Source organism: Bradyrhizobium sp. USDA 4532 (genome assembly GCF_024171315.1).
Lineage (GTDB): Bacteria > Pseudomonadota > Alphaproteobacteria > Rhizobiales > Xanthobacteraceae > Bradyrhizobium > Bradyrhizobium australafricanum.
Map to the genome: position 1 here is coordinate 7,626,527 of NZ_JALJZN010000001.1, position 24,710 is coordinate 7,651,236.

Sequence of the window (24,710 nt, forward strand, 5' to 3'; positions counted from 1 at the left end):
GCACGCAACAACGCAGCAGCCATGACGCCCACCCCCAAGCCGCGGTTCGGCTTGATCCCCGACGAAACTTGGCTCGGAGACTGCGGGAACGCCCTTGCTTTGGCAAACAAGATCAGTCCCGGGGGACCGGGATTCTTTTCCATCTGGAATCGGGAAAAATTCCCGATTTTGATGGACGGGCACACGCACACGATATGGGCGGGATGATTCCGGCCGACTTGGCGCAAATTCGTGCCCAAAAGGCGGGCATCGCCGCCTTTGGGACCGCCGATCGTCTCAGTCCTTGAACTCGCAGCCGAGGCGCTGCAGGGCCTCGTCGACCCAGCGGCGGTCGCTGGTGCCGGCGAGGATTTGCTGGATCGCCTTTTCCTCGGTCGCCTTCTTGGCCTCGGTCAGCTTGCAGATCGCCTCGGCGTCGTCATAGGGCACGCACAGCACGCCGTCGTCGTCGGCCACGACGAGATCGCCGGGCTCGACGATCATGCCATCGATCGAGACGGCGCAGTTGATCTCGCCCGGGCCGTCCTTGTAGGGTCCGCGATGGGCGACGCCGGCGGCGAACACCGGGAATGATCCGGCGCGGATCGCGCCGGCATCGCGGATCGAGCCGTCGATCACGAAGCCCGCGACGCCCTTCTTCTCGGCCAAGGTCGACATGATCTCGCCGATGATGGCGTTGACGAGGACGCCGCCGGCATCGACCACGATGACGTCGCCGGGCTGGGCCAGGTCGATCGCCTTGTGGACCATCAGATTGTCGCCGGGACGGGTCTTGACCGTCAGCGCCGGGCCGCCGAGCCAGCCGCCCGCATGCATCGGCCGCAGCCGGTTGGTGCCCGCGATCCGCGACATCGAATCGCTGATATTGGCGACCGGCAGGATGCGGTAGCGCGCGACGAGGTCAGGCGACACTTTCCGCTTCGCTTTGTGAATTGCAAATCCTATGGCCATAGGTTTTCTCCGGTATGTTGGGCGTGATTGTACGTTTGCAATCGGGACGACGGAAATATCTTGCTTGTAGGACCATCACCGTCATTGCGAGCGATCGAAGCAATCCATGCTTCCGCAGATGCGGAGCGATGGATTGCTTCGTCGCTGACGCTCCTCGCAATGACGGGGCGGGAAACATCGATCGCTTCGTTCAATGCGCGCGGCGTTCGAGATGGGCGTTGAGGCGAGGATAGACGCGGCGGGCGTTGCCTTCAAAGATCTTGGCCTTGTCCGCCGCGCTCAGCGGCAGCGCGTCGATATAGCGGCGGGTGTCGTCGAAGTGATGACCCGTTTCAGGATCGATGCCGCGGACCGCGCCGACCATTTCGGACGCAAACAGGATGTTCTCGACAGGGATTACCCTGGTCAACAGCTCGATGCCGGGCAAGTGATAGACGCAGGTGTCGAAGAACACGTTCTTCAAGAGATGCTCCGACAGCGGCGGCAGCTTCATGTCCTGCGCGAGGCCACGGTAGCGGCCCCAGTGGTAGGGCACCGCGCCGCCGCCATGCGGGATGATGAACCGCAGGGTCGGGAAGCGCTTGAACAGATCCGAAGTCAGGAACTGCATGAAGGCGGTGGTGTCGCCGTTGAGGTAATGCGCGCCGGTGCCGTGGAAGCAGGGATTGCAGGACGAGGAGACATGGACCATCGCCGGCACGTCGAGCTCGACCATCTTCTCATACAGCGGATACCACCATTCGTCGGTCAGCGGCGGATCGCACCAATAGCCGCCGGCGGGATCGGGGTTGAGGTTGCAGCCGACGAAGCCGAGCTGGGTCACGCAGCGCTCCAACTCCTCGATGCAGTTGGCAGGCTTGATGCCCGGGCTCTGCGGCAGCTGGCACACGGGGACGAAGTTCTGCGGGAACAGCGTGCAGACCCGGTGCACGAGGTCGTTGCAGATCGTGGTCCATTCGCGGCTGGTCGCTTCCTTGCCGACGTGATGTGCCATGCCGGCGGCGCGCGGCGAGAAGATGGTGACGTCGGTGCCGCGCTCCCTTTGCAGGCGAAGCTGCGCGCCCTCGACGCTGGAGCGGATCTCGTCATCGGTGATGCCGAGATTGGTGGTGAGCGGCCGGCGCGACTTGTCGGCGAGGCCGGCGAGCTGCTTGTCGCGGAAGATCTGCAGCTTGGCCGGCTCGGTGGTGTAATGGCCGTGACAATCGATGATCATGGTTGCTTCCTTGGCAGGGTGTCAGTGTGCGACGGATGACGGGATCGCGCCCGTCAATTCCGTCTCGCGCGGCTTGACGCGCATGGTGGCGGCGATGGCGGAGGCGACGAGCAGGAAGCCGGCGATGCCGACCAATGCCCAGGAGAAGCTTCCGGTGGAGTCCTTGATCAGGCCGATGCACCACGGCCCGATCAGGCCGCCGAACTGCGCCAGCGTGTTGACCAGCGCGATCGAGGCGGCGCCGGCCGCGCCGGTCAGCAGCGAGGCATTGATGCTCCAGAACAGCGGGTTGCCGGCATTGAGGCTGAAGCCGACGATGCACAGGAACACGAAGGCCAGCACCGGGCTCGCGACATAGGCGCTGCCGAGCATCGCGACCGCGGCCAGCAGATAGACCGCCGCGAGATGAAACTTGCGATCGCCGGTCTTGTCCGAGCTGCGACTGACCACGATGGTGCCGATGACGCCGAGCAGCGGCGGGATCGCCGAGAGGAAGCCGACCTGGATGTTGCTGAGATTGCCCATGCCCTTGATGATCTGCGGCAGCCACAGCAAGAGGCCGTAGATCCCGACCAATGCGCAGCCGAACAGCGCCGCCAGCAGCCAGACCCGGATATCGAGGACGCATTCGATCAACCTGTGCTGCCCCTGTTGTTCGATCTCGGCCCGCTCGGCGGCGAGTTCGCCTTCCAGCCAGGCCGCCTGTTCCTTGGTGAGCCAGCTCGCCTTGGCTGGGCGGTCGGTGAGATAATAGAGCGTGAACAGGCCGAGCAGAATGGTCGGCACGCCCTCGGCGAGGAACATCCATTGCCAGCAGTGGAGACCGGCAGTGCCATCGAACCAGGTCATGATGCTGGTCGAGATCGGCCCGCCCAAAACCGCCGAGAACGAGCCGGCGATGATGTATCCCGCCACCGCGCGGGCGCGATAGCGCGCCGGGAACCAGTAGGTGAGGTAAAGCACCACGCCGGGCATGAAGCCGGCTTCCGCGACGCCGAGCCCGAACCGCATCACATAGAGGCTGAGCGGATTCCAGACAAAGGCGGTCAACGCGGCGACCAGGCCCCAGGTGATCAGGATGCGCGCCAGCCAGATCCGGGCGCCGAGCCAGTGCAGCATCAGGTTGCTCGGCACCTCGAGCACCATGTAGCCGAGGAAGAAGATGCTGGCCGCGAAGCCGAAGATCGCGGGGCTGAGGCCGAGGTCCTTGTTCATCGTCAGCCCGGCATAGCCGAGATTGATACGGTCGAGATAGTTGAAGAACATCATCACGAACAGGATCGGGATCAGCCGCCAATAGACGCGGCGGATGGTCTGTTGTTCGAGCTCAGTGACGGACGCTCCGGCCATTGCAATCCTCCCGTTCATTGTGATGGCGTTCATTGGGTTGCGGCGCCATTTCGGACGTTGTTTGGGTGTCCGGCCTCTCGTTCGTGCGGCGGGCGTTCGGCTCCGTCCGGCGCGCCGCCCGCTGCCATTGTTCTGAGGTCGATGCCCTGCTGCTCGGGCAGCAGCAATGCCGCGCAGAACGCGGCAGTGTAGCCGCAGATGGCGCAGATCGCCATTGCGTCGCCGAGATGCATCCGCGTCGAGAGAATGCCGACGGTCGCCGGCACGATCGAGCCGAGGCCGCGCCCTGCGCTCAGCGCAAAGCCGGCGCCGTTGGCGCGGATGCTGGTCGGAAACAGCTCGGCAAAAGTCGGCATCAGGCCGGAGGCGAGGCCGGCCTGCAGCGCGCCGAGGAAGAATCCGAGGATGATGGTGATGCCTTGGCCGATCGGCGCCTGGGTGTAGACGACGACGTTCAGTGCCTGGCAGACCAGGAACAGCATGAAACCCTTGCGGCGGCCGATGCGGTCGGCGATCAGGCCGAAGGCGATCGGTCCGACGAACGATCCGAAGATGTTGACTGCGAGATAGCCGGCGGTGTGCGTGACCGGCAGATGCAGCCCGGTTTGCAGATAGGTCGGCAGCCAGGTGATCATCACATAGGCCGCGCCAAGCGTGCCGGTGGTGAAGAAGGTCGCGACCAGCGTCTTGAACAGATGCTCGCCGGTGAAGATGGTCCAGAAGCTATGCGCCGGCGAGGCGGCGCGCTGTGCCTTCTCCTCGACGAAGATCGCGGATTCCGGCACGAAGCGGCGGACGAAGAAGACCAGCAGCGCGGGGAGGATTCCGATCGCGAAGAACACGCGCCAGGCCATGTCCTGCGACAGCCAGCCGAAGATGACGGGAAACAGCGCCACCGACAGCGCATTGCCGACGGCGTATCCGCTCTGGATCGCGGCGGCGACGCGGCCGCGCATGCCGGCCGAAACCACTTCGGCGACCAGCACGGCACCGACCGCGGCCTCGCCGCCATAGCCCATGCCCTGGATGGCGCGCGCGACCAAGAGATACCAGAAGCCGTCGGCAAAGGCGGCGGCAAAGGTCGAGACCGCGACCAGGAGGATGGTGAATTGCAGCACGCGCACCCGGCCGAACCGGTCCGCGGCAATTCCGGCGACCCAGCCGCCCAGGGCGGTGCCGATCAACGAGCTGGAAGCCAGAATGCCGGCGTCAGGCCGCGACAGGCTCAGCGTTGCGATCAGCGCCGGCGTGACCAGCGCGTAGATTGTCGTGTCCATCGAATCGAGTGCAAGGCCGCCGAAGGCAGCGAAGAAGGTCTTGCGTTCGACGGTGGACAGCTTGGACAGCCACCCCAGATTCATGTTCGTTTCCTCTTGATGTCGCGGCCTCTTGGTGGGCCGTTTCTGCGAGATTTAAGGCGCGTCGAGTGCCGCCGGGTTGACCACATTGGCGCGATCGATGTCGCGTTGCGTGAGGACAGCTGCGATGTTGCGCGCGGCCTCGACGCCGGTCCGCGTGATCGATGCGCCGGTTTGGGCTGCGATATGCGGCGTCACGATCAGGTTCGGCGCCTGCAGGATCGGCCGGTCCTTCGCCGGCGGCTCCTCCGCCAGCGTGTCGAGGCCGGCACCGGCGAGATGGCCGCTGCGCAGCGCCGCGCACAGCGCGTCCTCGTCGACCAGCGCGCCGCGCGCGGTGTTGATCAGGAGGGAGCCGGGCTTCATGGCGTTGAGCCGCCCGGCATCGATCATGCCGCGTGTCGCATCGGTCAGCGGCGCGTGCAGGCTGACGATGTCGGAGACCGCAAGCAGCTCGGCGAGATCGGCGGCTTCGCGCGCCAGTGCCGGATCGACACGGCCGCTGCTCCGGCCGAGCGCGACGACGCTCATGCCGAGCGCGGCCGCCGCGCGGGCGACGTGCCGGGCGATGCGACCGAAGCCGACCAGGCCGATCGTGCGGCCGCGGATTTCGCGGCCGCGATAGGTGGCGCGGTCCCAGGCGCCGGAATGGGTTCGCGCGTTCAGGCTGACGACGTCGCGCCCGAGCGCGAGGATTAATGCGATGGTGTGCTCGGCAACCGCAGGCGCATTCGCGTCGCCCGCGACCATCACCAGCACGCGCCTGGCGGTTGCGGCATCGATATCGACGCTGTCGATGCCGGCGCCGTGCTTTGCGATCACGCGCAGGTGCGGATTGCCGGCGATGGTGGCGGCGGAGAACACCGGATTGCCGCGCATCAGGATCGCCTGCGTCGGCGCCCGCGCCATCTCATGCGCGAGACGCTCAGGCGTGACGGCATCGCGCATCAGCACGACATCTGCACCGATCTCGCTGAGGACATTGACGGCGGCCGGCGCGAGGCTGTCGCCGGTGACGAGAACGCGAAACGGAACGGTCATCTTCTATCGTCCGCTGCGATATTGCATGGCTGACCCGCTGCGAGCGCCGCGCCGTCGTGTCTGAACCTGACGCATTTCGCGCGCTTCTCCCTTGGAGGACTGGTGATTTCGCGCGAAGATCGGGAAACGGCCCCGTGAGGTCAAATACTTTGTTGACCCCCGACTTATAGGGAATCGGAATAAGCGATGGATTACAGGCAGCTTCGTTACTTCATCGCGGTAGCCGAAGAGCTCAGCTTCAGCCGCGCCGCCAAACGCTTGCATGTCAGCCAGCCGCCGCTGAGCACGCAGATCAAGGCGATGGAGGAAGAGCTCGGCACGCGCCTGTTGGCGCGGACGCGGCGCGCGGTGGAACTGACGCAAGCCGGACAATTGCTGCTGGAACATGCGCGGCGCGCGGTCAGCGAGCTTGATCTGGCGTCGGAGACGGTGCGCCGTGCGGCGCGCGGCGAGGCCGGCATGATCCGCGTCGGCTTCACCGGCTCGGTCCCGATGCTCGACATGTTCGCCGAGCTGTTCCGCAGCTTTCGCGCCAGCTATCCGCGGGTGAAGATCGAGCTCAGGCACATGTCGACGGCAACGCAGCTGCGCGCGCTTGCCGACGCCGAGCTCGATGTCGCGATCATGCGCCCGCCGCTCGATTTCAGGCCGGCGGCCGATCTGCAGGTCCATGTGGTGTGGCGCGACCGGCTGATGGTGTTTTTGCCGCTGGATCATCCGCTGGCCGGCGCGAAGGGTGCGCTCGAGATGGCCGACCTTGCCGAGCATGAATTCGTCGGTATGGCCGAAAGCGGCTGCGGTGTCGGTGATCAGGCCGCGATGCTGTGCCGGCGGGCGGGCTTTGCCCCGCGCGTGGTGCAGGAGGCGCATGAACTGCGCACCGTGCTCAGCCTGGTTGCGGCCGGGATCGGGCTGTCGATCCTGCCGTCGTGCTACCAGCAGGCCGGCGTGATGAATGTGGTGGCGAAGCCGCTGGACACGCCGGATGCGGAGAGCCGCATGCTGGTGGCGATGCGCTCCAACGCCTCGCTGCTGCCGCGCCGGTTCGTCGAATGCGCGCTGCAGGCGGCGTCGCGCAGCGCACCGCCGCTCGTTCCGGAGGTTGCGGCAGTGAGTCGTTGATCGTGCCGCGCGCCCTATACTTTCGTCGGCCGTAGTCTTCCGGCGTCCCGTCTGGCCTTGCTCTTGCATCGTTCAATGTCAGGTGCTGGGGCGCGGATGTGTCGCGTTCTCGCCTGCGGCGGCAGCGTCGCAGGCGAGCGGTCTGTGACGCGCGCCCGCAGCTGGATCGACGCTTACGGAGACGATGACATGCACGCTATCACGCGTGCGGCACTGCTGCTCGGGACGATGTGGCTGACATCGCCGACCCTGGCGCGGGACGACGGCCGCTACGCCAATTCACCGCTGAAGCCCTGGTTCGAAAGCCTGCACAGCGGCTATGGACAATGCTGCTCGGATGCCGACGGCTATGTGGTCGCCGATCCCGACTGGGAGTCTGATCACGGCCACTATCGCGTGCTCATCGACAATGAATGGGTTGTCGTGCCGAACGAGGCCGTGATCACCGAGCCGAACAAGGTCGGGCGCACCATGGTGTGGAAGCACTATATCGACGGCCACCCGCGCGTGCGCTGCTTCATGCCGGGCAGCATGACCTGAGGCGCATCGTCCGGGTTGCAACTCAGGCCGGCGGGACGAACACTCGGTTCGGGAATGCCTGCTCGACGACGTCGAGAAACGCGCGAACCTTTGCGCCGACCAGCCGTCGCGAGCTCTGCAGCGCCCAGATCTCGACCGGAGGTCTGGCATCCGTTCCCCAATAGGCAAGCCGGCCCGCGGCAATGTCGTCATCGACCAGCAGCTTGGGCAACAGGGCCGCGCCGGCGCCTGCGAGCACCGCATCGCGCATCATCAACATCGACGAGAGACGCAGCATCGGCCGCGGCCTGAGCATCATCTCATCGTGTTCATTCCGGATGCGCCAGGCCATATCGGGCGGCGTCGGCGACATCACAACGGCATCGACGGAGACGCCATCCGGATCGCGCACGGAGATCGTCGGTCGTCGCAGGTCGGGATGCGCCACGACCAGCAGCTCGTCGCTGAGGAAGCGGCGGCCGACGAGACGTTCATCCGGTGACGGGTTGATGCGGATGACGAGGTCATAGCCGTCTTCCACCGGATCGACCAGGCGATCCTCGGCGACGATCTCGAGCTGGACGTCGGGATAGGCGTGCGCAAAGCGCGCACCGATCCGGCCGAACGCGACATGGGCGAGCAAGACCGGCGCGCTGACCCGCAAGCGGCCGCGCGGTGTCGATGCGCCGAGCACCACGGCTTCGCCGGCCTCGGCGATGTCGGACAGTGGACCGCTGGTGCGCTCGTGCAGCGCGCGGCCGTCATCGGTCAATCGCAGACTCTGCGAACCCCGCTCGATCAAGCGGACGCCGAGACTCTGTTCCAGTTCGGCGACGCGGCGGGACAGCGTGGCCTTGGCCCGTCCGGAAGCGCGGCTGGCGCGGCCGAGCCCGCCATGAGCGGCCACCAGATTGAAATCGGCGAGTGCCTGAAGGTCCATCGAACTGTTCCATATTCGAAACGATGTGTTCAGATACTGCCATCTCCAAAGGAAAATTGGAACAGATAGCTTCTCCGCAACGGCAGACGGTCTGCCCCAAAAGAGGAGTATTCGACATGACCATTCTGGTGACAGGCAGCACGGGCACCATCGGCACCCAGGTTCTCAATCATCTCGCCGGTCAAGGCGTCGAGGTTCGGGCCCTGACGCGTTCGCCCGGCAAGGCGCAATTTCCGCAGCACGTGACGGCGGTTCGCGGCGATCTTGCCGACGTGGATTCGGTCCGCGCGGCGCTCATTGGCGTCAGCACGCTTTTCCTGCTGGTTCCGAACGCCGCCGACGAACTGACGCAGGCGATGCTGACGTTGACTGCCGCGCGCGAGGCCGGCGTCAAGGGCATCGTCTATCTCTCGGTGTTCAAGGGCGAGGCCTATGCGGACGTGCCGCATTTCGCCGGCAAGCACACGGTCGAGCGGATGATCGAGGCGCTCGATCTTCCCGCGACTGTCCTGCGTCCGGCCTATTTCATCCAGAACGATCTTCGGCTGAAGGAGCCGCTGCTGAACTTCGGCGCCTACGGCATGCCGATCGGCGCGAAGGGCATCTCGATGGTCGATATCCGCGACATCGGCGAGGCGGCCGCGATCGAGCTGCTGCGCCGCGTGCGCGCGTCCGCCCCGCTCGGCCGCGAGACTTACGCGCTGGTTGGCCCCGACGTCGTGACCGGCGAGGGCGCGGCTGCGATCTGGCGCGATGAGCTTGGCCGCGCGATAAGCTATGGCGGCGACGATCTCGCAGCGATGGAGCAGCGTTTCAAGGCAGCGATGCCGGCATGGCTCGCGCTCGACATGCGCCTCATGTTTGGCCGGTACCAGAGCGACGGCGCGGTCGCGACGGCCGACGAGCTGGCACGCCTGACGAAGCTGCTCGGCCGTGCGCCGCGGGCCTATCGCGATTTCGCCCGCGACGCCGCCGCGCAGTGGCGCAAGGGCTAGCTGCGAATGAAGGCTTTACAGCGAAGCAAGCGCTTCCTTCAGCTCTCCCCCGCGTGCGGGGAGAGGTCGCATCGCATCGAAGATGCGATGCGGGTGAGGGGGGAGCCTCCGCGAATTTTTCTGGCTCCGTTGACGTGGTGACAGCCCCTCACCCCAACCCTCTCCCCGTAAGAACGGCGCGAGGGAGCGCAGTTCCGTTGCGGCCGCCAAGCGAACACGATGTCTAGTTGCTACGCCGCACGAGGAAGCGCGTGACCACGCCGCCAAGCGTGGCGTGGTCGAGCGGTTCGGTGAGCGAGGTCTTGGCGGCTTCGATCAGGGCATCCGGCGCGCGGCCGCGATGCAGATCGCACAGCGCGTCGGCATAGTCGGCGGTGAATTCCGGATGCGGCTGCACCGACAGCGTCGTGCCGTTGGCGTAGAGCAGGGCGGCGTGCGGCGTGAACCCGGACGACAGGATGGTGCGCGCTGAGGCGGGCGGGTCGACCACTTGGTCCTGATGCGAGCAGGCGACGGCGATCGTCTCGCCGTCGATCAGCCCGTTGTCCGGCGCGATCCGATAGATATGGCGCCCGATGCCCCAGCCTTTCTCGGATTTGCGCACCGTGCCGCCGAGCGCCTGCGCGATCAGCTGATGGCCGAAGCAGACGCCGACGGTTGGAATGCGCTTGTCATGGGCCGTGCACACGAAGGCTTCGAGCGGCGCGATCCACGCGACGTCGTCGTAGACGCCGGCGGCCGATCCCGTGATCAGGATCGCATCCAATGCGACCGGATCCGGCAGCGTCTCGCCATTGGCGAGGCTGACGACGTCGCAGGTAACAGAGGAATCGGCGGTGGCTACCATCCGCTGAAACATCTGCGGATAGCTGCCGTGGCGCTCGCGGAATTGCGGACTGACGAGCCCGGTTTCGATGATGGTGATGCGGGGCATGGAACGCGCTGACAGATGAGCGAGGATGCCTCAGCCTTTACTCCGAAAGCGCCAATGGCGACAAGGTGCGCGTGGGCGGTTGCCGATCAATTCCGCGACGGTACCGCCGCGTCGATCGTGGCGGTGTGCTGCGCTGTCGGCGCCGGCGTCGTTGCGACGATCACGGGCTCGGTGCGGTAGCGCGGCAGCTGATCCTCGAGCGAGTAGCCGACGCAGAGCGCGAGGCTCGACCAGACCGCCATGCTGAAATACAGCGACATCCAGGCGATCTCCTCGCGCCACTCGGCGATGTCGTGGGTCACGACCCAGCGCCGGCTGACGTCGCGCAAGCCTTCCAGCGGATGCAGCAGCGTGCCGCCGGCGGCGAGGTTGGCGCGCCAGCGATTCAGATACATCGGGACGTCGACGGTCATCAGGAAGGCGAGGAAGGCGGCGATGCCGAGGATCGCGACGATGAAGGCCCAGCGCACCGGGCCATGAAACTCCGGCAGCAGCCGGCACAGCGCGATCCCGACCAGGAAGAACACCACCGCCCAGATCGAGTTCTCGATCGCGTTGCAGAGATAATGGGTGGTCAGCACCGCATACCAGGAGAAGCATTCCGCGATCACGATCAGCGGCACGATGATCCAGGCGATGTTCACGGTGGTCTCGGCGCCGGTCATGGTGCCGAGCTGATGCAGGATGATCGCCCATTGCGCGGCGAAGCAAACCTCGGCGACGGTGGCGACGGTGCGGCCGACCACGACGCTCGACAGCCAGGTGTCGAACAGGCAGATGCGCTGCACGTCGGCGCGCGGCAGGACCGAGCGGAAGGCACAGCCGAACACATAGGCCGCGCACAGCAGCATCATCAGGCCGATGCCCGAGGTGTTGCTGAAGCTGCCATTGGCTTGTTCATTGAACTGGCGGTAGAGCGCGAACCAGATCGCGATATTGGCGGCGCTGACGAGGCTCAAGAAGCCCCACCACCGGACCACTGGATTTGACCAAGCCAGCGAAACCGGCCGTGCCCGCCACTCCATGCTCATTCACCGCTCCACGTGTAACCGAATTGATATTGAACTGTAGCAATTCTGTCATAGAAGCCGGCGAATCACGAACTAAAAATTGCGTGTGGGAGCGAGCCGGGCAGATCCGATTATGACAGTGCCCGATTATGACAGTGCCCGATTGTGACAGTGCGCGATTGTGACAGTGCGCGATGGCGCGTGACCGTCAGCCGCGCAGCGCCGTCTCGGGAATGGTGCGGCGAACCACCTCGCGCATCGCGAAGCTGGAATGGATGCGGGCGACTCCCGGCATCCGCGACAGATGCTGCTTGTGGATGCGCTCGAAGTCGGCGATGTCGCGGGCGATCACCTGCAGATGATAATCGTCGCTGCCCGACATCAGATGGCAGGACACGACGTCGGGACAGCGCGCGATCGCAGCTTCGAAGGCTGCGAGATAGTCCTCGCTCTGCTTCTCCAGCGTGATGGTGACGACGACGGTCGTCACCAAGCCCAGCGCCGATGGTTCGAGGTCGACGCGATAGCCGCGGATCACGCCGATCTCCTCGAGATGGCGGATCCGCCGCGCGCAGGCGGTCGGCGACAACCCGACCTTCTCGGCAAGCTCGATCTGGCTGGCGCGGGCATCGCTGACCAGCTCGGCGAGGATTCTGAGGTCGATACGATCGAGACCGTCCACGCAGATTTCCTTCAAGAGCTGAGCTGGAAGCGAAGGATATGGGCGTATTTTGCTGTGAGCAAGCCGGAAATCGCTGAGAAACGCCATGTGACGGGGCATAGCCTTGACGACGGCGGAAACGAATCCTTCAAGGAGCGGACCATGCGCATCGGCGTGCCCAAGGAAATCAAGGTCGAGGAATATCGGGTCGGGCTGACGCCTGCCTCGGTGCGGGAATATGTGGCGCACGGCCACGAGGTCGTGGTCCAGCGCGGCGCCGGTGACGGCATCGGTGCCGGCGACGACGTCTACACGCAGGCCGGCGCGCGGATCGCCGATACCGCCGAAGAGGTGTTTTCCGTCGCCGAGATGATCGTGAAAGTGAAGGAGCCGCAGCCGTCCGAATGGATCAGGCTGCGCGAGGGACAGATCCTCTTCACCTATCTGCATCTCGCGCCCGATGTGCCGCAGACCGCGGGTCTGATCGCCTCCGGCTGCACGGCGGTGGCCTATGAGACGGTGACCGACGCACATGGCGGACTGCCGCTGCTCGCGCCGATGAGCGAAGTCGCCGGGCGGCTCGCGATCGAGGCCGCGGGCGCCGCGCTGCGCAAATCCGCCGACGGCATGGGCAAGCTGCTCGGTGGCGTGCCCGGCGTTCCGCCGGCGCGGGTTGCGATCATCGGCGGCGGCGTGGTCGGCACCCATGCGGCGCGGATGGCGGCAGGCCTTGGCAGCGAAGTCACCATTCTCGACCGCTCGTTGCCGCGGCTGCGCGCGCTCGACGACCTCTTCCTCGGCCGCGTCCGCACCCGTTACGCCACGCTGGAAGCGATCGAGCAAGAAGTCTTCGCGGCTGATGTTGTGATCGGCGCGGTGCTGGTGCCGGGCGCCAGCGCGCCAAAGCTGGTGTCGCGCGCGCAGCTTGCAGGCATGAAACGCCGCGCGGTGCTGGTCGACGTCGCGATCGACCAGGGCGGCTGCTTCGAGACCTCGAAGCCAACCACGCATCAGGCGCCGACTTACCTCGATGACGACATCGTGCATTATTGCGTCGCCAACATGCCGGGCGCGGTGCCGGTCACCTCGAGCCACGCGCTCAACCACGCCACGCTGCCGTTCGGCTTGGCGCTGGCCGCGAAGGGACTGCGTGCGCTGGTCGAGGATCCGCATCTGCGCGCCGGCCTCAACGTGCATCGCGGCCGCATCACCAACCGCGCCGTCGCCGAAAGCCAGCATCTGTCGGCTGTGATGCCGGAAGAAGCGCTGGCGTCGTAGGAAATTCGAAAGATCTAACTGCAGCGCGGGTCCCAACCTCCCCTTCAAAAGGGGAGGTCGCTTTGCTCGCCAGAGCAAAGCGGGTGGGGATCAACTCTCTCCACATAGAGCGTCGCCTGCGGCTGCCCCCCATCCCGACCTTCCCCCTTTCAGGGGGAAGGAGAAGACAGATATTTAGTCCGAATGCTTCGCTTCATCCGGGCTGCGGCTCCGTCATCCGCACGACGCGTTATGCGTCCCAAGAGGTCATTTCTCAACGAATCTTGGCCCGGCTTCATCTGTCAATTCCTTCAGCCGGCTCTGCATGACTTCAATGATGTGCGCGCGCTTTGCCGCGATACGTTCGATGGGGCCGCCGATGCCGATAGCCAGCGGAGCGCGTCGCTTTGGCAGGGGAACGAGCATGCCTATTGTGTTTGCGCCTGGCGTCGTGCGGCCGCCTGTCTCGGAAAAGCCGCGGCGGCGAATGCGCTCGACCTCTTCGAGAAAGGCGGATTCGCGAACGCGCGCCGACTGACTCGGCTCCTCGGCATTGTTGCGCCGGATAATGCCGCGAATTTTGGTGTTCGGCATTTGGCTCAGCAGCACATGTCCGAGCGCGGTCCGCACCATCGGTCGTATTTGACCGGCTTGTGCCGTGTACTGAAGCTGAGAGCCGCCGGGGACAACGTGCAGATATTGCATCCCGGCGGCGCCGGCCTGTTGTCCGAGCATGACGGTTTCGCCGCCCGTCGCGGTCCAGAGTTCCTCCATCAGATCGGTGAGCTTGGTATCACGGAACGGGGAACGACGGATCCAGTCACCCAGCAAATTGACCCGGTAGCTCGGGATGAAGAGCCGGGTCTTTCGCTCGTATTCCAGGTAGTTCAATTCAACGAGACATCGAAGCAACACTGACGTGCTCGACTGGGGCATCTCCAGCGCGGACGATATTTCGGTCACGGAAGCAGCCCGCTTTGTTTTCCGAAAGAACTCCAGAACTGCAAACGTCCGCATGGCCGATTTGACGACGGCCGTCTTATTCGGATTCGGCATGGCTGGCTCCTCGGCGGGTCAAGTACCGCACCTCCATCACATATGTGATGTTAGGGCAAAACTGCTTCACTTGACGACAACTTTGGCCCAGATTGGCGTCAATAAGATCAAGCCGCATGGAAACGCACAGAGCAGGGGAAGGCGGATGCCCGGCCGAAGTTTGCTCGAGAAGATCTGGGACCAGCATGTCATTGCTCGCCTCAGCGAAGACACAGACCTCCTTCATATCGACCGCCATCTGCTGCACGATCTCGGCGGCTCGCGCGGCCTGCTCGATCTCAAGAGCCGGGGCCTCAATGTCCACAATCCCGAACTGACCTTTGCAACGCCGGATCACGCGCTGTCGACGGCGCCGGGCCGCGCCGGAACCAGCAAGATCGGACTGGAATTGCTGGCGGCGCTGCGGGTCGAGACCTCGGCGAGCGGCATCACGCTGTTCGACGTCGATCAGCCCGGCCAGGGCATCGTCCACGTCATCGGTCCGGAGCTCGGCCTGAGCCTGCCGGGCGCGACCATCGTCTGCGGCGACAGCCACACCTGCACCCATGGCGGCTTGGGGGCGCTCGCCTTCGGCATCGGGTCGAGCGAGCTCACCCATGTGCTGGCGACGCAGGCGCTGATCCAGCGCCGCCCGAAGACGATGCGCGCGCGCTTCGAGGGTAAGCTGCCGCTCGGCGTCACCGCCAAGGACATGATCCTGGCGCTGATCGGCCATATCGGCGCCGCCGGCGGCGCTGGATATGCGGTCGAATATGCCGGCAGTGCGATCCGCGCGCTGCCGATCGAGGGCCGGCTCACGATCTGCAACCTCTCGATCGAGCTCGGCGCCAAGATGGGAATGGTGGCACCGGACGAGAAGACGTTCGAATTCCTGCGCGGCCGTCCCTATGCGCCGCAAGGCGAGATGTGGGATCTCGCGGTGAAAGCGTGGCACGAACTGCCGAGCGATCCCGACGCGGTGTTCGACCGCGAGGTCGTGATCGATGTCGAGAAGATCATCCCGCAGGTGACCTGGGGCATCAGCCCCGAGCACGTCGTCGGCGTCGATGGCGTGATTCCCGATCCGAAGGCGGTCGACGATCCCTTGCGGCGCGCCGCGATCGAGACGGCGCTGGAGTATATGGGCCTGCAAGGCGGGGCGCCGATCGCGGGCACGCCGGTCGATTGGGTGTTCATCGGCTCCTGCACCAACAGCCGGCTCAGCGATCTGCGCGCCGCGGCCGAGGTTGCGCGCGGTCGCAAGGTCGCGGCCGGGGTCCGCGCCTGGGTTGTGCCGGGTTCGGAGAACGTCAAGCGCGAGGCGGTCGCCGAAGGGCTCGACAAGATCTTCATCGACGCCGGCTTCGAGTGGCGCGAGCCGGGCTGCTCGATGTGCCTTGCCGCCAATGGCGAGGTGGTGGCGCCCGGGCAGCGCTCGGTCTCGACCTCGAACCGCAATTTCGTCGGCCGGCAGGGGCCGCGCGCGCGGACGCATCTGGCTAGCCCCGCGAGCGCCGCAGCATCCGCCATTGCCGGCGCGATCGCCGATGTCAGGATGATGGGACGCTAGAGCATGCCAAAACCCTTCGACAAGCTCACCGCAACCGCCGCGCCGATCATGCGCGGCAATATCGATACCGACGTCATCATCCGCATCGAGCGGCTGGTGGGCAATTCGATTCGCGGCACGCTCGGTAAATGGGCGTTCGGCTCGCTGCGCTATCTGCCCGACGGCTCGGAGAATCCGGAATTCATCCTGAACCGCGAACCGTACCGCGAGGCGGAGATCCTGGTGACCGGGCCGAACTTCGGCTGCGGCTCCTCGCGCGAGGGCGCGGTGTGGTCGCTGCAGGAGCGCGGTATCCGCGCCATCATCGGCTCCGGTTTCGGCGACATCTTCTTCGCCAACTGCTTCCAGAACGGAATCCTGCCCGTCATCGTCGACAAGGCGGTGGTCGATCAGCTTGCTGCCGACATCGAGGCGACGCAGGGCGCGGGCAAGGTCTCGATCGACCTCGAGGCCCAGACCATCGTCTCGCCGTCGGGCGCGCGGCATTCGTTCGAGATCGATCCGCGGCGGCGCGAGGGGCTGCTGAAGGGGCTCGACGAGGTGGCGCTGACGCTGCAGCGCGACGACGAGATCCACGCCTTCCAGGCCTCCGACCGCGCGGCGCGGCCATGGATTCATTCGACAACGACACCCGCTTCAAGGACACCGGCATGAGCACGCAATCCAACATGGTCAAGGTCGCCGTCGTCGGCGGCGAGGGCATCGGCCCCGAGGTCACCGCGCAGTCGCGCCGCGTGCTCGACTGGTTCGCGGCGAAGCGCGGCGTTCCGATGACGCTGCGCGAGGCGCAGTACGGCCTGATCCCGTATCTGGCGACCGGCAAGGTGCTGCCCGAGGATACCGCCGCGGCGATGGACGAGGCCGACGCGATCCTGTGGGGGGCAACCGGCGGGCCGGAGACCACCGAAGTGCCGGCCGCGGCACGCAAGGCCGGCAGTCTGCTGGGCCTGCGCAGCAAATACGATCTCTATGCCAATCTGCGGCCGATCGTGGCGAGCCCGGCCCTGTCGGCCTCCGCGCCGCTCAAGGCCGAGGTGCTCGACGGCGTCGACTTCGTCATCATTCGCGAACTGACCAGCGGCATCTATTTCGGCGAGCCGCGCGGCATCGAGACGCTGCCCGACGGCCAGCGCCGCGGCTTCAACACCGAGCAATACACCACGAACCAGATCCGCCGCGTGGCGCGCTCGGCCTTCGAACTGGCGCGGACCCGGCGCAACAAGGTCTGCTCGGTCGACAAGGCCAATGTGCTGGAGACCAGCGTGGTCTGGCGCGAGGAGGTGATCAAGCTGCACAAGGAGGAGTTCTCCGATGTCGAGCTGAACCATCTCTATGTCGATAACGCCGCGATGCAGATCGTGCGCGAGCCGCGGCAGTTCGACGTGATGGTGACCGGCAACATCTTCGGCGACATCCTTTCGGACTGCGCGGCGATGGCTTCGGGCTCGCTCGGCATGCTGCCGTCGGCCTCGCTCGGCCCGGTCGATCGCTTCGGCCGGCGCAAGGCGCTCTATGAGCCGGTGCATGGCAGCGCGCCCGACATCGCGGGCAAGGGCATCGCCAATCCGCTCGGCTCGATCCTCAGTGTCGCGATGCTGCTGCGCCTGACGCTGAACCGGCCGGAGGACGCCGACCTGCTCGAGAAGGCGGTGCAGACCGCGCTGGCCTCCGGCGCGCGCACGGCCGATATCGCCGAGGCCGGGGCGAAAAAGCTGTCGACCGTGCAGATGGGCGATGCGGTGCTCGGCGCGCTCGACAAGATCTCGGCGAAGGAGCACGCGTGATGGCGCGCCTCGCCATGCCCCACATTTCGAGGCGATCGGCGCTGACGGTCATCGCCGCCGGCGGCGCCGCCCTGGCGGGTGGCCGTGCATGGGCGCAGGCGGCCGCGGGCCGCGCGATCTATCCGGTCGCGGTGCCGGTCTATCAGACGCAGTTCGTCGCCGACCGCATCGGCTACTTCAAGGAGGCCGGGCTCGACTGCAAGCTGGTGCAGGGCGGCAGCGGTGTGAAGACCCGCGAGATCATCGCCTCGTCGCAGGGCGACATCGGCATCGGCGACGTCACCCATCCGATGCAGCTGACCAATCACGGCCGCGCCGCGCGCGTGCTGTTGCCGGTCGACACGCGATCGAACTCGGTGATGTTCATTATCCGCAAGGACCTGAAGGACCAGGGCATCAACTCGCTGGAGGCGTTCACGCAATGGAAGCGGCCCGATGGCCGCAAGCCGATCGTCTCGGTCTCCTCGCTCGGCGGCACCAACCATGTCTGGTCGTCCTACTACATGGAAACCATGGGGCTTGACGACAAGGTGACCTGGATCGGCACCGGCAATGTCGACACCATGCTGGGATCGCTGAAGTCGAAGCAGGTCGATATCCTCGTCAGCTCGCTGTCGCTGTTGAACGAGGCACAGCAGCAGGGCTGGGGCGAATTGCTGTTCGACGGCACCGACGAGGCGATCTGGAACAAGCATATCGGCGGCAAGGTGCCGGTCACGGCGCATTTCACGCTGCAAGCCACCATCGACAAGGACCCGGCCAAGATGCAGGCCTACGTCACCGCGCTGTGGCGGGCCTCGCAGTGGATCAAGACCCACAAGCCGACCGAGGTCTACGACGCCATCGAGCCCTATGTCGGCAGCACCTCGCGCGAGGCCAATCTGCTGGAGATTACGTCGATCCAGAAGGTCGCGGACTATGAGGGCTCGATCGACGCCGCGAGCTTCGCTCGCGGCGAGAAGGTCTGGTTCCGCGAGATGACCGGCATCAAGCCGCTCAAGATCGCCGACGTGGTCAATTCCAACCTGATCGAAGCGGCGCGAAAGGCCTATCCGGGTTGAGCGCGCTCGAGACAAGCGCAACCGTATCGCCGCGCGCCTCGGCCGATCGCCGCGTCGAGGTCAAGGGCCTGAGCAAGTCGTTCCAGCTCGCCAAAACCACGATCGAGGCCGTGCGCGACGTGACCTTCGACGTCCGCCGCGGCGAGTTCGTCGCGCTGCTCGGGCCGTCGGGCTCCGGCAAGAGCACCGTGCTCAACATGATCGCCTCGCTGATCCGCCCGACCGGCGGCGAGATCCTGATCGACGGCAAGCGCGTCGTCGCCGGCAAGGCGACGCCCAACGTCGGCTACGTGTTCCAGCGCGACACGCTGTTTCCGTGGCGGACCGTCGGCGACAATATCGGCTACGGGCTGGAGCTATCAGGCGTGCCGGCTCACGAACGGAAGGAGCGCATCGCCGAATGCGTCGCGCAAGCCGGCCTGAAGGGATTCGAGAACGCCTATCCGTCGGCGCTGTCGGGCGGCATGCGCCAGCGCGCGGCGCTGATGCGGACGCTGATCGTCGAGCCGCAGATTCTCCTGATGGACGAGCCGTTCGGCGCGCTCGACACCCACACCAAGATCGACATGCACGAGGTGCTGCTCCGGATCTGGGAGCGCGAGCAGCAGACCGTGCTGTTCGTGACCCACGATCTCGGCGAGGCGTTGACATTGGCCGACCGCATCATCCTGTTCTCGGCGCGGCCGGGCCGGATCAAGGACATGTTCGAGGTCGATTTCGACCGCCCGCGCGATGCGGTGAAGGTGCGCGAAACCCCGCATTATGCCGAGCTGTTCCAGCACATCTGGCATTCGCTGGGCGAGGAATTCGTCAGGGGCCGCAGCACATGAAGAGGTACGGCACGCTCGGCACGGTCGGCTGGCAGGTCCTGATCTGCGCAGTCGTGCTGTCGGTCTGGCAATGGGGCTACGACCTCCGCACCAAACTGCCCTGGCTGGTGCCCGACCTGCTCGATCCCTACTTCATCTCGAAGCCGTCGATGATCTTCGACAACTTCCTGATCCAGAGCTGCCTGACCTCGAAGCTCGGCGCCTTCAACGGCTGGTTCAATGGCGACTTCGGAAAGTGCCTGGCGCGCAACGAGAACAACCTCTGGGCCGCGACCGCCATCACCCTGAAGAACACTTTCTTCGGCTTCGTCACCGGCGTTGTCAGCGGCTTCATCGCGGGGCTCATCCTGGGACGATCCGACCGCCTGAGCGCGATCTTTCAGCCCTTCATCACCGCGGTGAACTCGATCCCGCGGATCGCGCTGGCGCCGATCATCGTGCTGGCATTCGGGATCGGCGACATGTCGAAGATCGTGACGTCCTGGATCGTCGTCGTGTTCCTCGTGTTCTTCAACACCTTCGAGGGCGCGCGCTCGATCGACGAGGGCTTCACCAATGCCGCGCGGCTGCTTGGCGCCAGCGAATGGCAGATCACCCGGACGGTGGTGATCCCCTCGACCATGGCCTGGGTGTTCGCTTCGCTGACGCCTGCGATCTCCTTCGCGCTGATCGGCGTGATCGTCGGCGAGTTCATCGGCGCCGAGCGCGGCATCGGTCGCCTCATCATCGAATCGGAGGCGCGCGGCGAGGCCTCGGGCATGATGGTTGCTGTCGTGGTGCTGATGCTGGTCGGTGTGGTGCTGTCGACGATCATCTGGCGGCTGCAGGCCTATCTGTTGCGCTGGCAGCGGCAACGCAGCGCCGAGTAGGCCGCGGGCCGTGGCGACGTCGCATTTGCCGCCACGGCCGGGCTGGATCTAGGCTGCATTTTCCGATGGCGAGGTCTCGCCGTCGAGCCAGTCCTGTTCCTTTGCCAGCGCGCGCCAAGCCGCTTCCATTCGCTTGAAGCGATTGTAGGTCGGCCCGTCGTCGGCACGCTCGGCAAGTTGCGCGCAGTTCTCCGCATTATCGCGGAAGTGCTGTGACTGTTTCATGGAACGTCCTCCTATTAGTTAAGGACGTGGGACATCAATTCAGGCTATTCAACGCGTGGAACATGGGTATTTCGCCACACAGATGAATGCCTGTTCAGCGAGTTCCCGGCGCGATATTTCGCAACTGAGCGTGAGCAATTGCAGCACGGTCGATACAGGAACGGTGCGTCGCACTCGACGTTCCTCCTTCACGTCGCAACTGGAGGAGGAGAGACGGCATGAGGACGCATCTGCTAACCGCGGCCATGGTGACCGCGATCGCATCGCCTGTGTTCGCCGATGATATCGGTGTCCGCGCAGGTCCCGTCGGCGCAGGCGTAACGGTTGGTCGGGCACCCGAATATCGCGATCGCGATCGTGATCGCACCACGGTGATCAGGGAGCGTGAGCCGCGCCATGACCGGACCACGGTCATCAAGAAGCGGGACGAATTCGGCAATCGCAGCAAGACCGTCATCCATAACGACGACGATTGACGCCAACTCAGGCGATCTTGTGTGAGCATGAACGTCCGTCGCTGACCTCGTCACGGCGGACGTTTGCTTGGTGCCCCAGGCATGGAGCGACGATGGCGGCCGAGACGGAGCTCAAATTCCACGTTCCCGCGCGCAAGCTCAAGGGACTGAAGAAACCGCTGGTCGCCGGCAGCAAGAGCGGTGCACCATCCGAGAGCGATCTCGTCTCGACTTATTTCGACACCGCGAAGCACAAGCTCAAGCGGCACGGACTGACGTTGCGCGTGCGGCGGGATGGCGGCAACTATGTTCAGACTATCAAGTCGGGAGCGGGTCCGCAGTTTGAACGGGGCGAATGGGAGACTGACCTAGCGGACGGAAACCTCGACCTCGACAAGGCCAAAGGTACGCCGCTTGAAGGGCTTACGTCTGGCAGGCTGCGTCGCAAGCTGAAACCGGTATTCGAGACATCAGTGCGGCGTATCACCGTGCCGCTGCGGACCAAACGCAGCGAGATCGAACTCGCGATCGATCGCGGCTACACCACGGCCGGGCACCGTTTGCGCCGAATCGACGAGGTCGAACTCGAACTCAAGAGCGGCCGCCCGCTCGACCTGTTCCGGGTCGCCAGGGCGCTGGAGCGGAAGGCGGCGGCGGAGCTCGATCTGCGCTCGAAAGCCGAACACGGCTATGAACTTGCCGATGGCGAGGAGCCTGTCGTCGTCTCCGCCGGGAGCATCGTGCTCGACGCCGGACTTACCGCCGGCGCGGCGTTCCGGGTGATCGCGCGCGCCGCGCTTCGTCACTTCTCGTCGAATGCCGAGGCCGTCCGCGAGGGCGAGGCGGAAGGCATTCACCAAATGCGGGTCGGGTTGCGGCGGCTGCGCGCCGCGATCTCGCTGTTCTCGAAGATCCTGACCGTGGCCCCGACGGAAGACATCAAGACGCAGCTGAAGTGGCTCACCAATGCGCTCGCCCCGGCGCGCGAGCTTGACGTGTTCGTCAAGGAAGATATCGAGCCAGCATCGCATGACGCGCTGCTGCGGCGCGGCGGAAAAGCGATCCGGCAGGAATTTTCCGGCCGCCGTGATCGCGCATTTGCCGGCGCGAGGCACGCGGTCAATTCGCAGCGCTATCGCTCCATGCTGATCGATACGTTGCAATGGATCGAGGCAAAGCAGACCGTTGCCGCGGAGGACGAAGGCGGTCCGATCGAGGACTTCGCCGCCGCGCTGCTGCATCGCCGCATCAGGAAGCTGCGCAAGGATGGCCGGCGTCTCGACGAGCTGTCGGCCCGGGAGCGGCACAAGGTGCGCATCAGGGCCAAGAAGCTCAGATACGCGATCGATTTCTTCGAAAGCCTGTCTCCGCGCAAGGGTGAACGCAAGCAACTCGCGCGGCTGTCCAAGCACCTGAAGCGGGTCCAGGATGCGCTCGGCTCGCTCAACGATTTTGTCGCGCACCGCAAGCTGGCGGTCGATGCAGCGCTGAAGGCCCCGCATCGGAAGGAGCGCGCCAGCGCCTTTGCCTCGGGCGTTGTGCTTGGCCGAGAGGAACAGGCGGTCAAGCCGCTGATCAAGGTTGCCGCGAAGGAAGTGCGAGGACTCCAGAAATTTTGACGAGCGTGTGGTGGCGAACCCGGACATCTATGCTGCTGGTGATGCTCCCGACTGCCTCTCCCGCTCGGCCGCTTCGATGCGACATTCCTCTGCGTAGGCACGCAGGCGCTCGGCCGTCAACGAGTCCATGCCGGTGCGTGCCAGCCGCTCGGCGCGGTCGGCCTGATCTCTGAGATCATTGATGGTCCGGGTCATGTGTGCCTCCATGCCCGGACAATTTGAATCGAATTGCGACGTTCCCCGGCCGATCAGGACGTGGCTAATGGGTGGTTAAGGAGGCACGGTTGCTCAGGTCACCGGCGCCGGGTTGAACAGCGTCAGATCGTTGTGGATGCCCCAGCGGTCCGACCATGGCTTGGTGCGCCCGCTCGCGACGTCGAGGATCAGGCGGAACAGGTCCCAGCCGGTTTCCTCGATGGTCTTCTCGCCGGTGGCGATGCAGCCGGCGTCGAAATCGATCAGGTCCTTCCAGCGCCGTGCCAGCTCGCTGCGGGTCGCGACCTTGATGACAGGCGCGGCGGCCAGGCCATACGGCGTGCCGCGGCCGGTGGTGAACACCTGCAAGGTCATGCCGGAGGCGAGCTGCAGCGTGCCGCAGATGAAGTCGCTCGCCGGCGTCGCCGCAAACAGCATGCCCTTCTGCCGCGCCTTCTCGCCCGGCGACAGTACGCCCGCGATCGGGCCGGAGCCGGACTTGACGATCGAGCCGAGCGACTTTTCGACGATGTTGGCAAGGCCGCCCTTCTTGTTGCCCGGCGTGGTGTTGGCGCTGCGGTCGGCGCCGCCGCGGGCGAGATAGGCGTCATACCATTCCATCTCGCGGATCAGCGCGCGGCCGACATCCTCGTTGACGGCGCGGCGGGTTAGAAGCTGGATCGCGTCGCGCACCTCGGTGACTTCCGAAAACATCACGGTCGCGCCGGCGCGCACCAGCAGGTCGGCGGCAAAGCCCACCGCGGGGTTCGCGGTGACGCCGGAGAACGCGTCGCTGCCGCCGCATTGCAGGCCGATCACGAGATCGGCGGCCGGGCAGGTCTCGCGCTTGCGGGCGTTGAGCACCGTCAGCCTGGCCTCGGCCTGGGTCATGATGGCGTCGACGATGGCGCCGAAGCCGTCAAACGCTTCGTCCTGCATCCGCACGATGGCATCGCCGACGCCCTCCGGCACCAGCCGTTCCGGCGCGAGCTTCTCGCAGCCGAGGCCGACGACGAGGATCTCGCCGCCGAAGTTCGGATTGAGCGCGAGATTCTGCAGGGTGCGGATCGGCACCACGGCGTCGGGTGCGGTGATCGCGACGCCGCAGCCATAGGCGTGCGTCAACGGCACGACGTCGTCGACATTGGGATATTTCGGCAAGAGCTCGGCGCGGATGCGCTTCACGGCATATTCCATCGTGCCCTTGACGCATTGCACGGAGGAGGAGATGCCGAGGATGTTCTTGGTGCCGACCGAGCCGTCGGGATTGCGATAGCCCTCGAAGGTGAAGCCTTCGAGCGGCGGCAGCGCGGGCGGCACCGCGGTCGCGATCTCGAGCTGATCGAGCGGTGGCGCCTCGGGCATGCGGATACGGGCCTCGTCGACCCACTCACCGGCCAGGATCGGCGACAGCGCCGTGCCGATCACTTCGCCATAGCGGATGATCGGGGCGCCCTCGGCGATGTCTTCCAGCGCGGTCTTGTGGCCTTGCGGCACGAAAGCGCGCAGCGTCAGGCCCGAGGCGAAGCGGGAGCCGGCCGGCAGGCCGAAATCATTCACGACGATCGCGACATTGTCGCGCTCGTTGAGCTTGATGTAGCGGGGCTGCTCCTGCGCGCCGATCGACTGGTCCATGTGGCTTCTCCTGACTCTTCACCTCTCCCGCTTGCGGGAGAGGGGGCAGCGCTTGCGCGGCTGCAACTCGTTTCAACC

The 24,710-nt window shown here is 65.4% G+C and carries 25 protein-coding genes; 12 read left to right on the plus strand and 13 right to left on the minus strand.

Features of this window, described 5'->3' with window-relative positions; all coding sequences use genetic code 11:
- Positions 1-276: 276 nt before the first annotated feature.
- The 5 genes from J2R76_RS35170 to J2R76_RS35190 all read right to left on the minus strand — a co-directional run bounded on the left by J2R76_RS35170 (position 277) and on the right by J2R76_RS35190 (position 5,916).
- Positions 277-951, minus strand: a complete 675-nt coding sequence (locus J2R76_RS35170; protein ID WP_253589242.1) for an RraA family protein — start codon at positions 949-951, stop codon at positions 277-279.
- A 190-nt stretch (positions 952-1,141) separates the two neighbouring features.
- Positions 1,142-2,167, minus strand: coding sequence for an amidohydrolase family protein (locus J2R76_RS35175; RefSeq protein WP_057016890.1), 1,026 nt, complete (start codon positions 2,165-2,167; stop codon positions 1,142-1,144).
- 21 nt (positions 2,168-2,188) lie between these two features.
- Positions 2,189-3,517, minus strand: coding sequence for an MFS transporter (locus J2R76_RS35180; RefSeq protein WP_253589243.1), 1,329 nt, complete (start codon positions 3,515-3,517; stop codon positions 2,189-2,191).
- 29 nt (positions 3,518-3,546) lie between these two features.
- Positions 3,547-4,878 carry an MFS transporter gene (locus tag J2R76_RS35185; protein ID WP_168855392.1) on the minus strand — a complete coding sequence of 444 codons (1,332 nt, stop codon included), beginning with the start codon at positions 4,876-4,878 and terminating at the stop codon, positions 3,547-3,549.
- A gap of 51 nt (positions 4,879-4,929) precedes the next feature.
- Positions 4,930-5,916, minus strand: coding sequence for an NAD(P)-dependent oxidoreductase (locus tag J2R76_RS35190; RefSeq protein ID WP_253625528.1), 987 nt, complete (start codon positions 5,914-5,916; stop codon positions 4,930-4,932).
- Between the two features lie 186 nt (positions 5,917-6,102).
- Between J2R76_RS35190 and J2R76_RS35195 the strand changes: the two genes are divergently transcribed.
- Both J2R76_RS35195 and J2R76_RS35200 read left to right on the plus strand, forming a co-directional pair.
- On the plus strand, positions 6,103-7,038 hold the full coding sequence (locus J2R76_RS35195; protein ID WP_057016894.1) for a LysR substrate-binding domain-containing protein: 936 nt from the start codon (positions 6,103-6,105) through the stop codon (positions 7,036-7,038).
- Positions 7,039-7,227: 189 nt separating this feature from the next.
- Positions 7,228-7,578 carry a hypothetical protein gene (locus tag J2R76_RS35200; protein ID WP_057017007.1) on the plus strand — a complete coding sequence of 117 codons (351 nt, stop codon included), beginning with the start codon at positions 7,228-7,230 and terminating at the stop codon, positions 7,576-7,578.
- A 22-nt stretch (positions 7,579-7,600) separates the two neighbouring features.
- Here the strand turns inward: J2R76_RS35200 and J2R76_RS35205 are convergent, their stop codons facing one another.
- Positions 7,601-8,497 carry a LysR family transcriptional regulator gene (locus J2R76_RS35205; protein WP_253589245.1) on the minus strand — a complete coding sequence of 299 codons (897 nt, stop codon included), beginning with the start codon at positions 8,495-8,497 and terminating at the stop codon, positions 7,601-7,603.
- 116 nt (positions 8,498-8,613) lie between these two features.
- On the opposite strand from J2R76_RS35205, the gene J2R76_RS35210 reads away from it, so the two are divergent.
- Positions 8,614-9,492, plus strand: coding sequence for an NmrA family NAD(P)-binding protein (locus J2R76_RS35210; protein WP_253625529.1), 879 nt, complete (start codon positions 8,614-8,616; stop codon positions 9,490-9,492).
- A gap of 223 nt (positions 9,493-9,715) precedes the next feature.
- Here J2R76_RS35210 and J2R76_RS35215 read toward each other — a convergent pair whose 3' ends face one another.
- From J2R76_RS35215 to J2R76_RS35225, 3 genes are all read right to left on the minus strand, one after another.
- Positions 9,716-10,426, minus strand: a complete 711-nt coding sequence (locus J2R76_RS35215; protein WP_253589247.1) for a type 1 glutamine amidotransferase — start codon at positions 10,424-10,426, stop codon at positions 9,716-9,718.
- A gap of 86 nt (positions 10,427-10,512) precedes the next feature.
- Entirely contained in the window at positions 10,513-11,451 is a 939-nt protein-coding gene (locus J2R76_RS35220; protein ID WP_253590580.1) for a hypothetical protein, read from the minus strand.
- Positions 11,452-11,644: 193 nt separating this feature from the next.
- Complete coding sequence (locus J2R76_RS35225) at positions 11,645-12,133, minus strand: Lrp/AsnC family transcriptional regulator (protein ID WP_028333294.1); 489 nt, start codon at positions 12,131-12,133, stop codon at positions 11,645-11,647.
- 126 nt (positions 12,134-12,259) lie between these two features.
- Between J2R76_RS35225 and ald the strand changes: the two genes are divergently transcribed.
- A complete protein-coding gene (ald, locus tag J2R76_RS35230) occupies positions 12,260-13,375 on the plus strand; it encodes an alanine dehydrogenase (RefSeq protein ID WP_253589248.1) in 1,116 nt (371 codons plus the stop codon).
- 246 nt (positions 13,376-13,621) lie between these two features.
- Here ald and J2R76_RS35235 read toward each other — a convergent pair whose 3' ends face one another.
- Positions 13,622-14,410, minus strand: coding sequence for an IclR family transcriptional regulator (locus J2R76_RS35235; RefSeq protein ID WP_253625530.1), 789 nt, complete (start codon positions 14,408-14,410; stop codon positions 13,622-13,624).
- 145 nt (positions 14,411-14,555) lie between these two features.
- On the opposite strand from J2R76_RS35235, the gene leuC reads away from it, so the two are divergent.
- Genes leuC through J2R76_RS35265 form a run of 6 tightly spaced genes read left to right on the plus strand, consistent with a single transcriptional unit; the run spans position 14,556 to position 20,503 of the window.
- Entirely contained in the window at positions 14,556-15,959 is a 1,404-nt protein-coding gene (leuC, locus tag J2R76_RS35240; protein ID WP_253625531.1) for a 3-isopropylmalate dehydratase large subunit, read from the plus strand.
- Positions 15,960-15,962: 3 nt separating this feature from the next.
- Positions 15,963-16,613: a 3-isopropylmalate dehydratase small subunit gene (gene leuD, locus J2R76_RS35245; protein ID WP_016847649.1), complete on the plus strand. Its 651-nt coding sequence runs from the start codon at positions 15,963-15,965 to the stop codon at positions 16,611-16,613.
- Entirely contained in the window at positions 16,610-17,743 is a 1,134-nt protein-coding gene (gene leuB, locus J2R76_RS35250; RefSeq protein WP_253626114.1) for a 3-isopropylmalate dehydrogenase, read from the plus strand. The genes leuD and leuB overlap by 4 nt, the downstream gene beginning before the upstream one ends.
- Positions 17,743-18,804 carry an ABC transporter substrate-binding protein gene (locus J2R76_RS35255; protein WP_253625532.1) on the plus strand — a complete coding sequence of 354 codons (1,062 nt, stop codon included), beginning with the start codon at positions 17,743-17,745 and terminating at the stop codon, positions 18,802-18,804. Before leuB ends, J2R76_RS35255 begins: the two co-directional genes overlap by 1 nt.
- On the plus strand, positions 18,801-19,634 hold the full coding sequence (locus tag J2R76_RS35260) for an ABC transporter ATP-binding protein (protein WP_253625533.1): 834 nt from the start codon (positions 18,801-18,803) through the stop codon (positions 19,632-19,634). Before J2R76_RS35255 ends, J2R76_RS35260 begins: the two co-directional genes overlap by 4 nt.
- The gene (locus J2R76_RS35265; protein ID WP_076826049.1) at positions 19,631-20,503 is read left to right on the plus strand and encodes an ABC transporter permease; all 873 of its coding nucleotides are present in this window, start codon (positions 19,631-19,633) and stop codon (positions 20,501-20,503) included. The genes J2R76_RS35260 and J2R76_RS35265 overlap by 4 nt, the downstream gene beginning before the upstream one ends.
- 48 nt (positions 20,504-20,551) lie before the next feature.
- On the opposite strand, the gene J2R76_RS35270 is transcribed toward J2R76_RS35265, so the two are convergent.
- On the minus strand, positions 20,552-20,728 hold the full coding sequence (locus J2R76_RS35270; RefSeq protein WP_168857282.1) for a hypothetical protein: 177 nt from the start codon (positions 20,726-20,728) through the stop codon (positions 20,552-20,554).
- Positions 20,729-20,946: 218 nt separating this feature from the next.
- Between J2R76_RS35270 and J2R76_RS35275 the strand changes: the two genes are divergently transcribed.
- On the plus strand, positions 20,947-21,204 hold the full coding sequence (locus J2R76_RS35275; RefSeq protein ID WP_253625534.1) for a hypothetical protein: 258 nt from the start codon (positions 20,947-20,949) through the stop codon (positions 21,202-21,204).
- 92 nt (positions 21,205-21,296) lie between these two features.
- Positions 21,297-22,802 (plus strand): CYTH and CHAD domain-containing protein, encoded by a 1,506-nt coding sequence (locus J2R76_RS35280; protein WP_253625535.1) that lies wholly within the window; start codon positions 21,297-21,299, stop codon positions 22,800-22,802.
- A gap of 27 nt (positions 22,803-22,829) precedes the next feature.
- Here the strand turns inward: J2R76_RS35280 and J2R76_RS35285 are convergent, their stop codons facing one another.
- Entirely contained in the window at positions 22,830-22,997 is a 168-nt protein-coding gene (locus J2R76_RS35285) for a hypothetical protein (protein WP_168857280.1), read from the minus strand.
- A 93-nt stretch (positions 22,998-23,090) separates the two neighbouring features.
- Positions 23,091-24,632 carry a galactarate dehydratase gene (gene garD, locus J2R76_RS35290; protein ID WP_253589251.1) on the minus strand — a complete coding sequence of 514 codons (1,542 nt, stop codon included), beginning with the start codon at positions 24,630-24,632 and terminating at the stop codon, positions 23,091-23,093.
- Between the last annotated feature and the right edge of the window lie 78 nt (positions 24,633-24,710).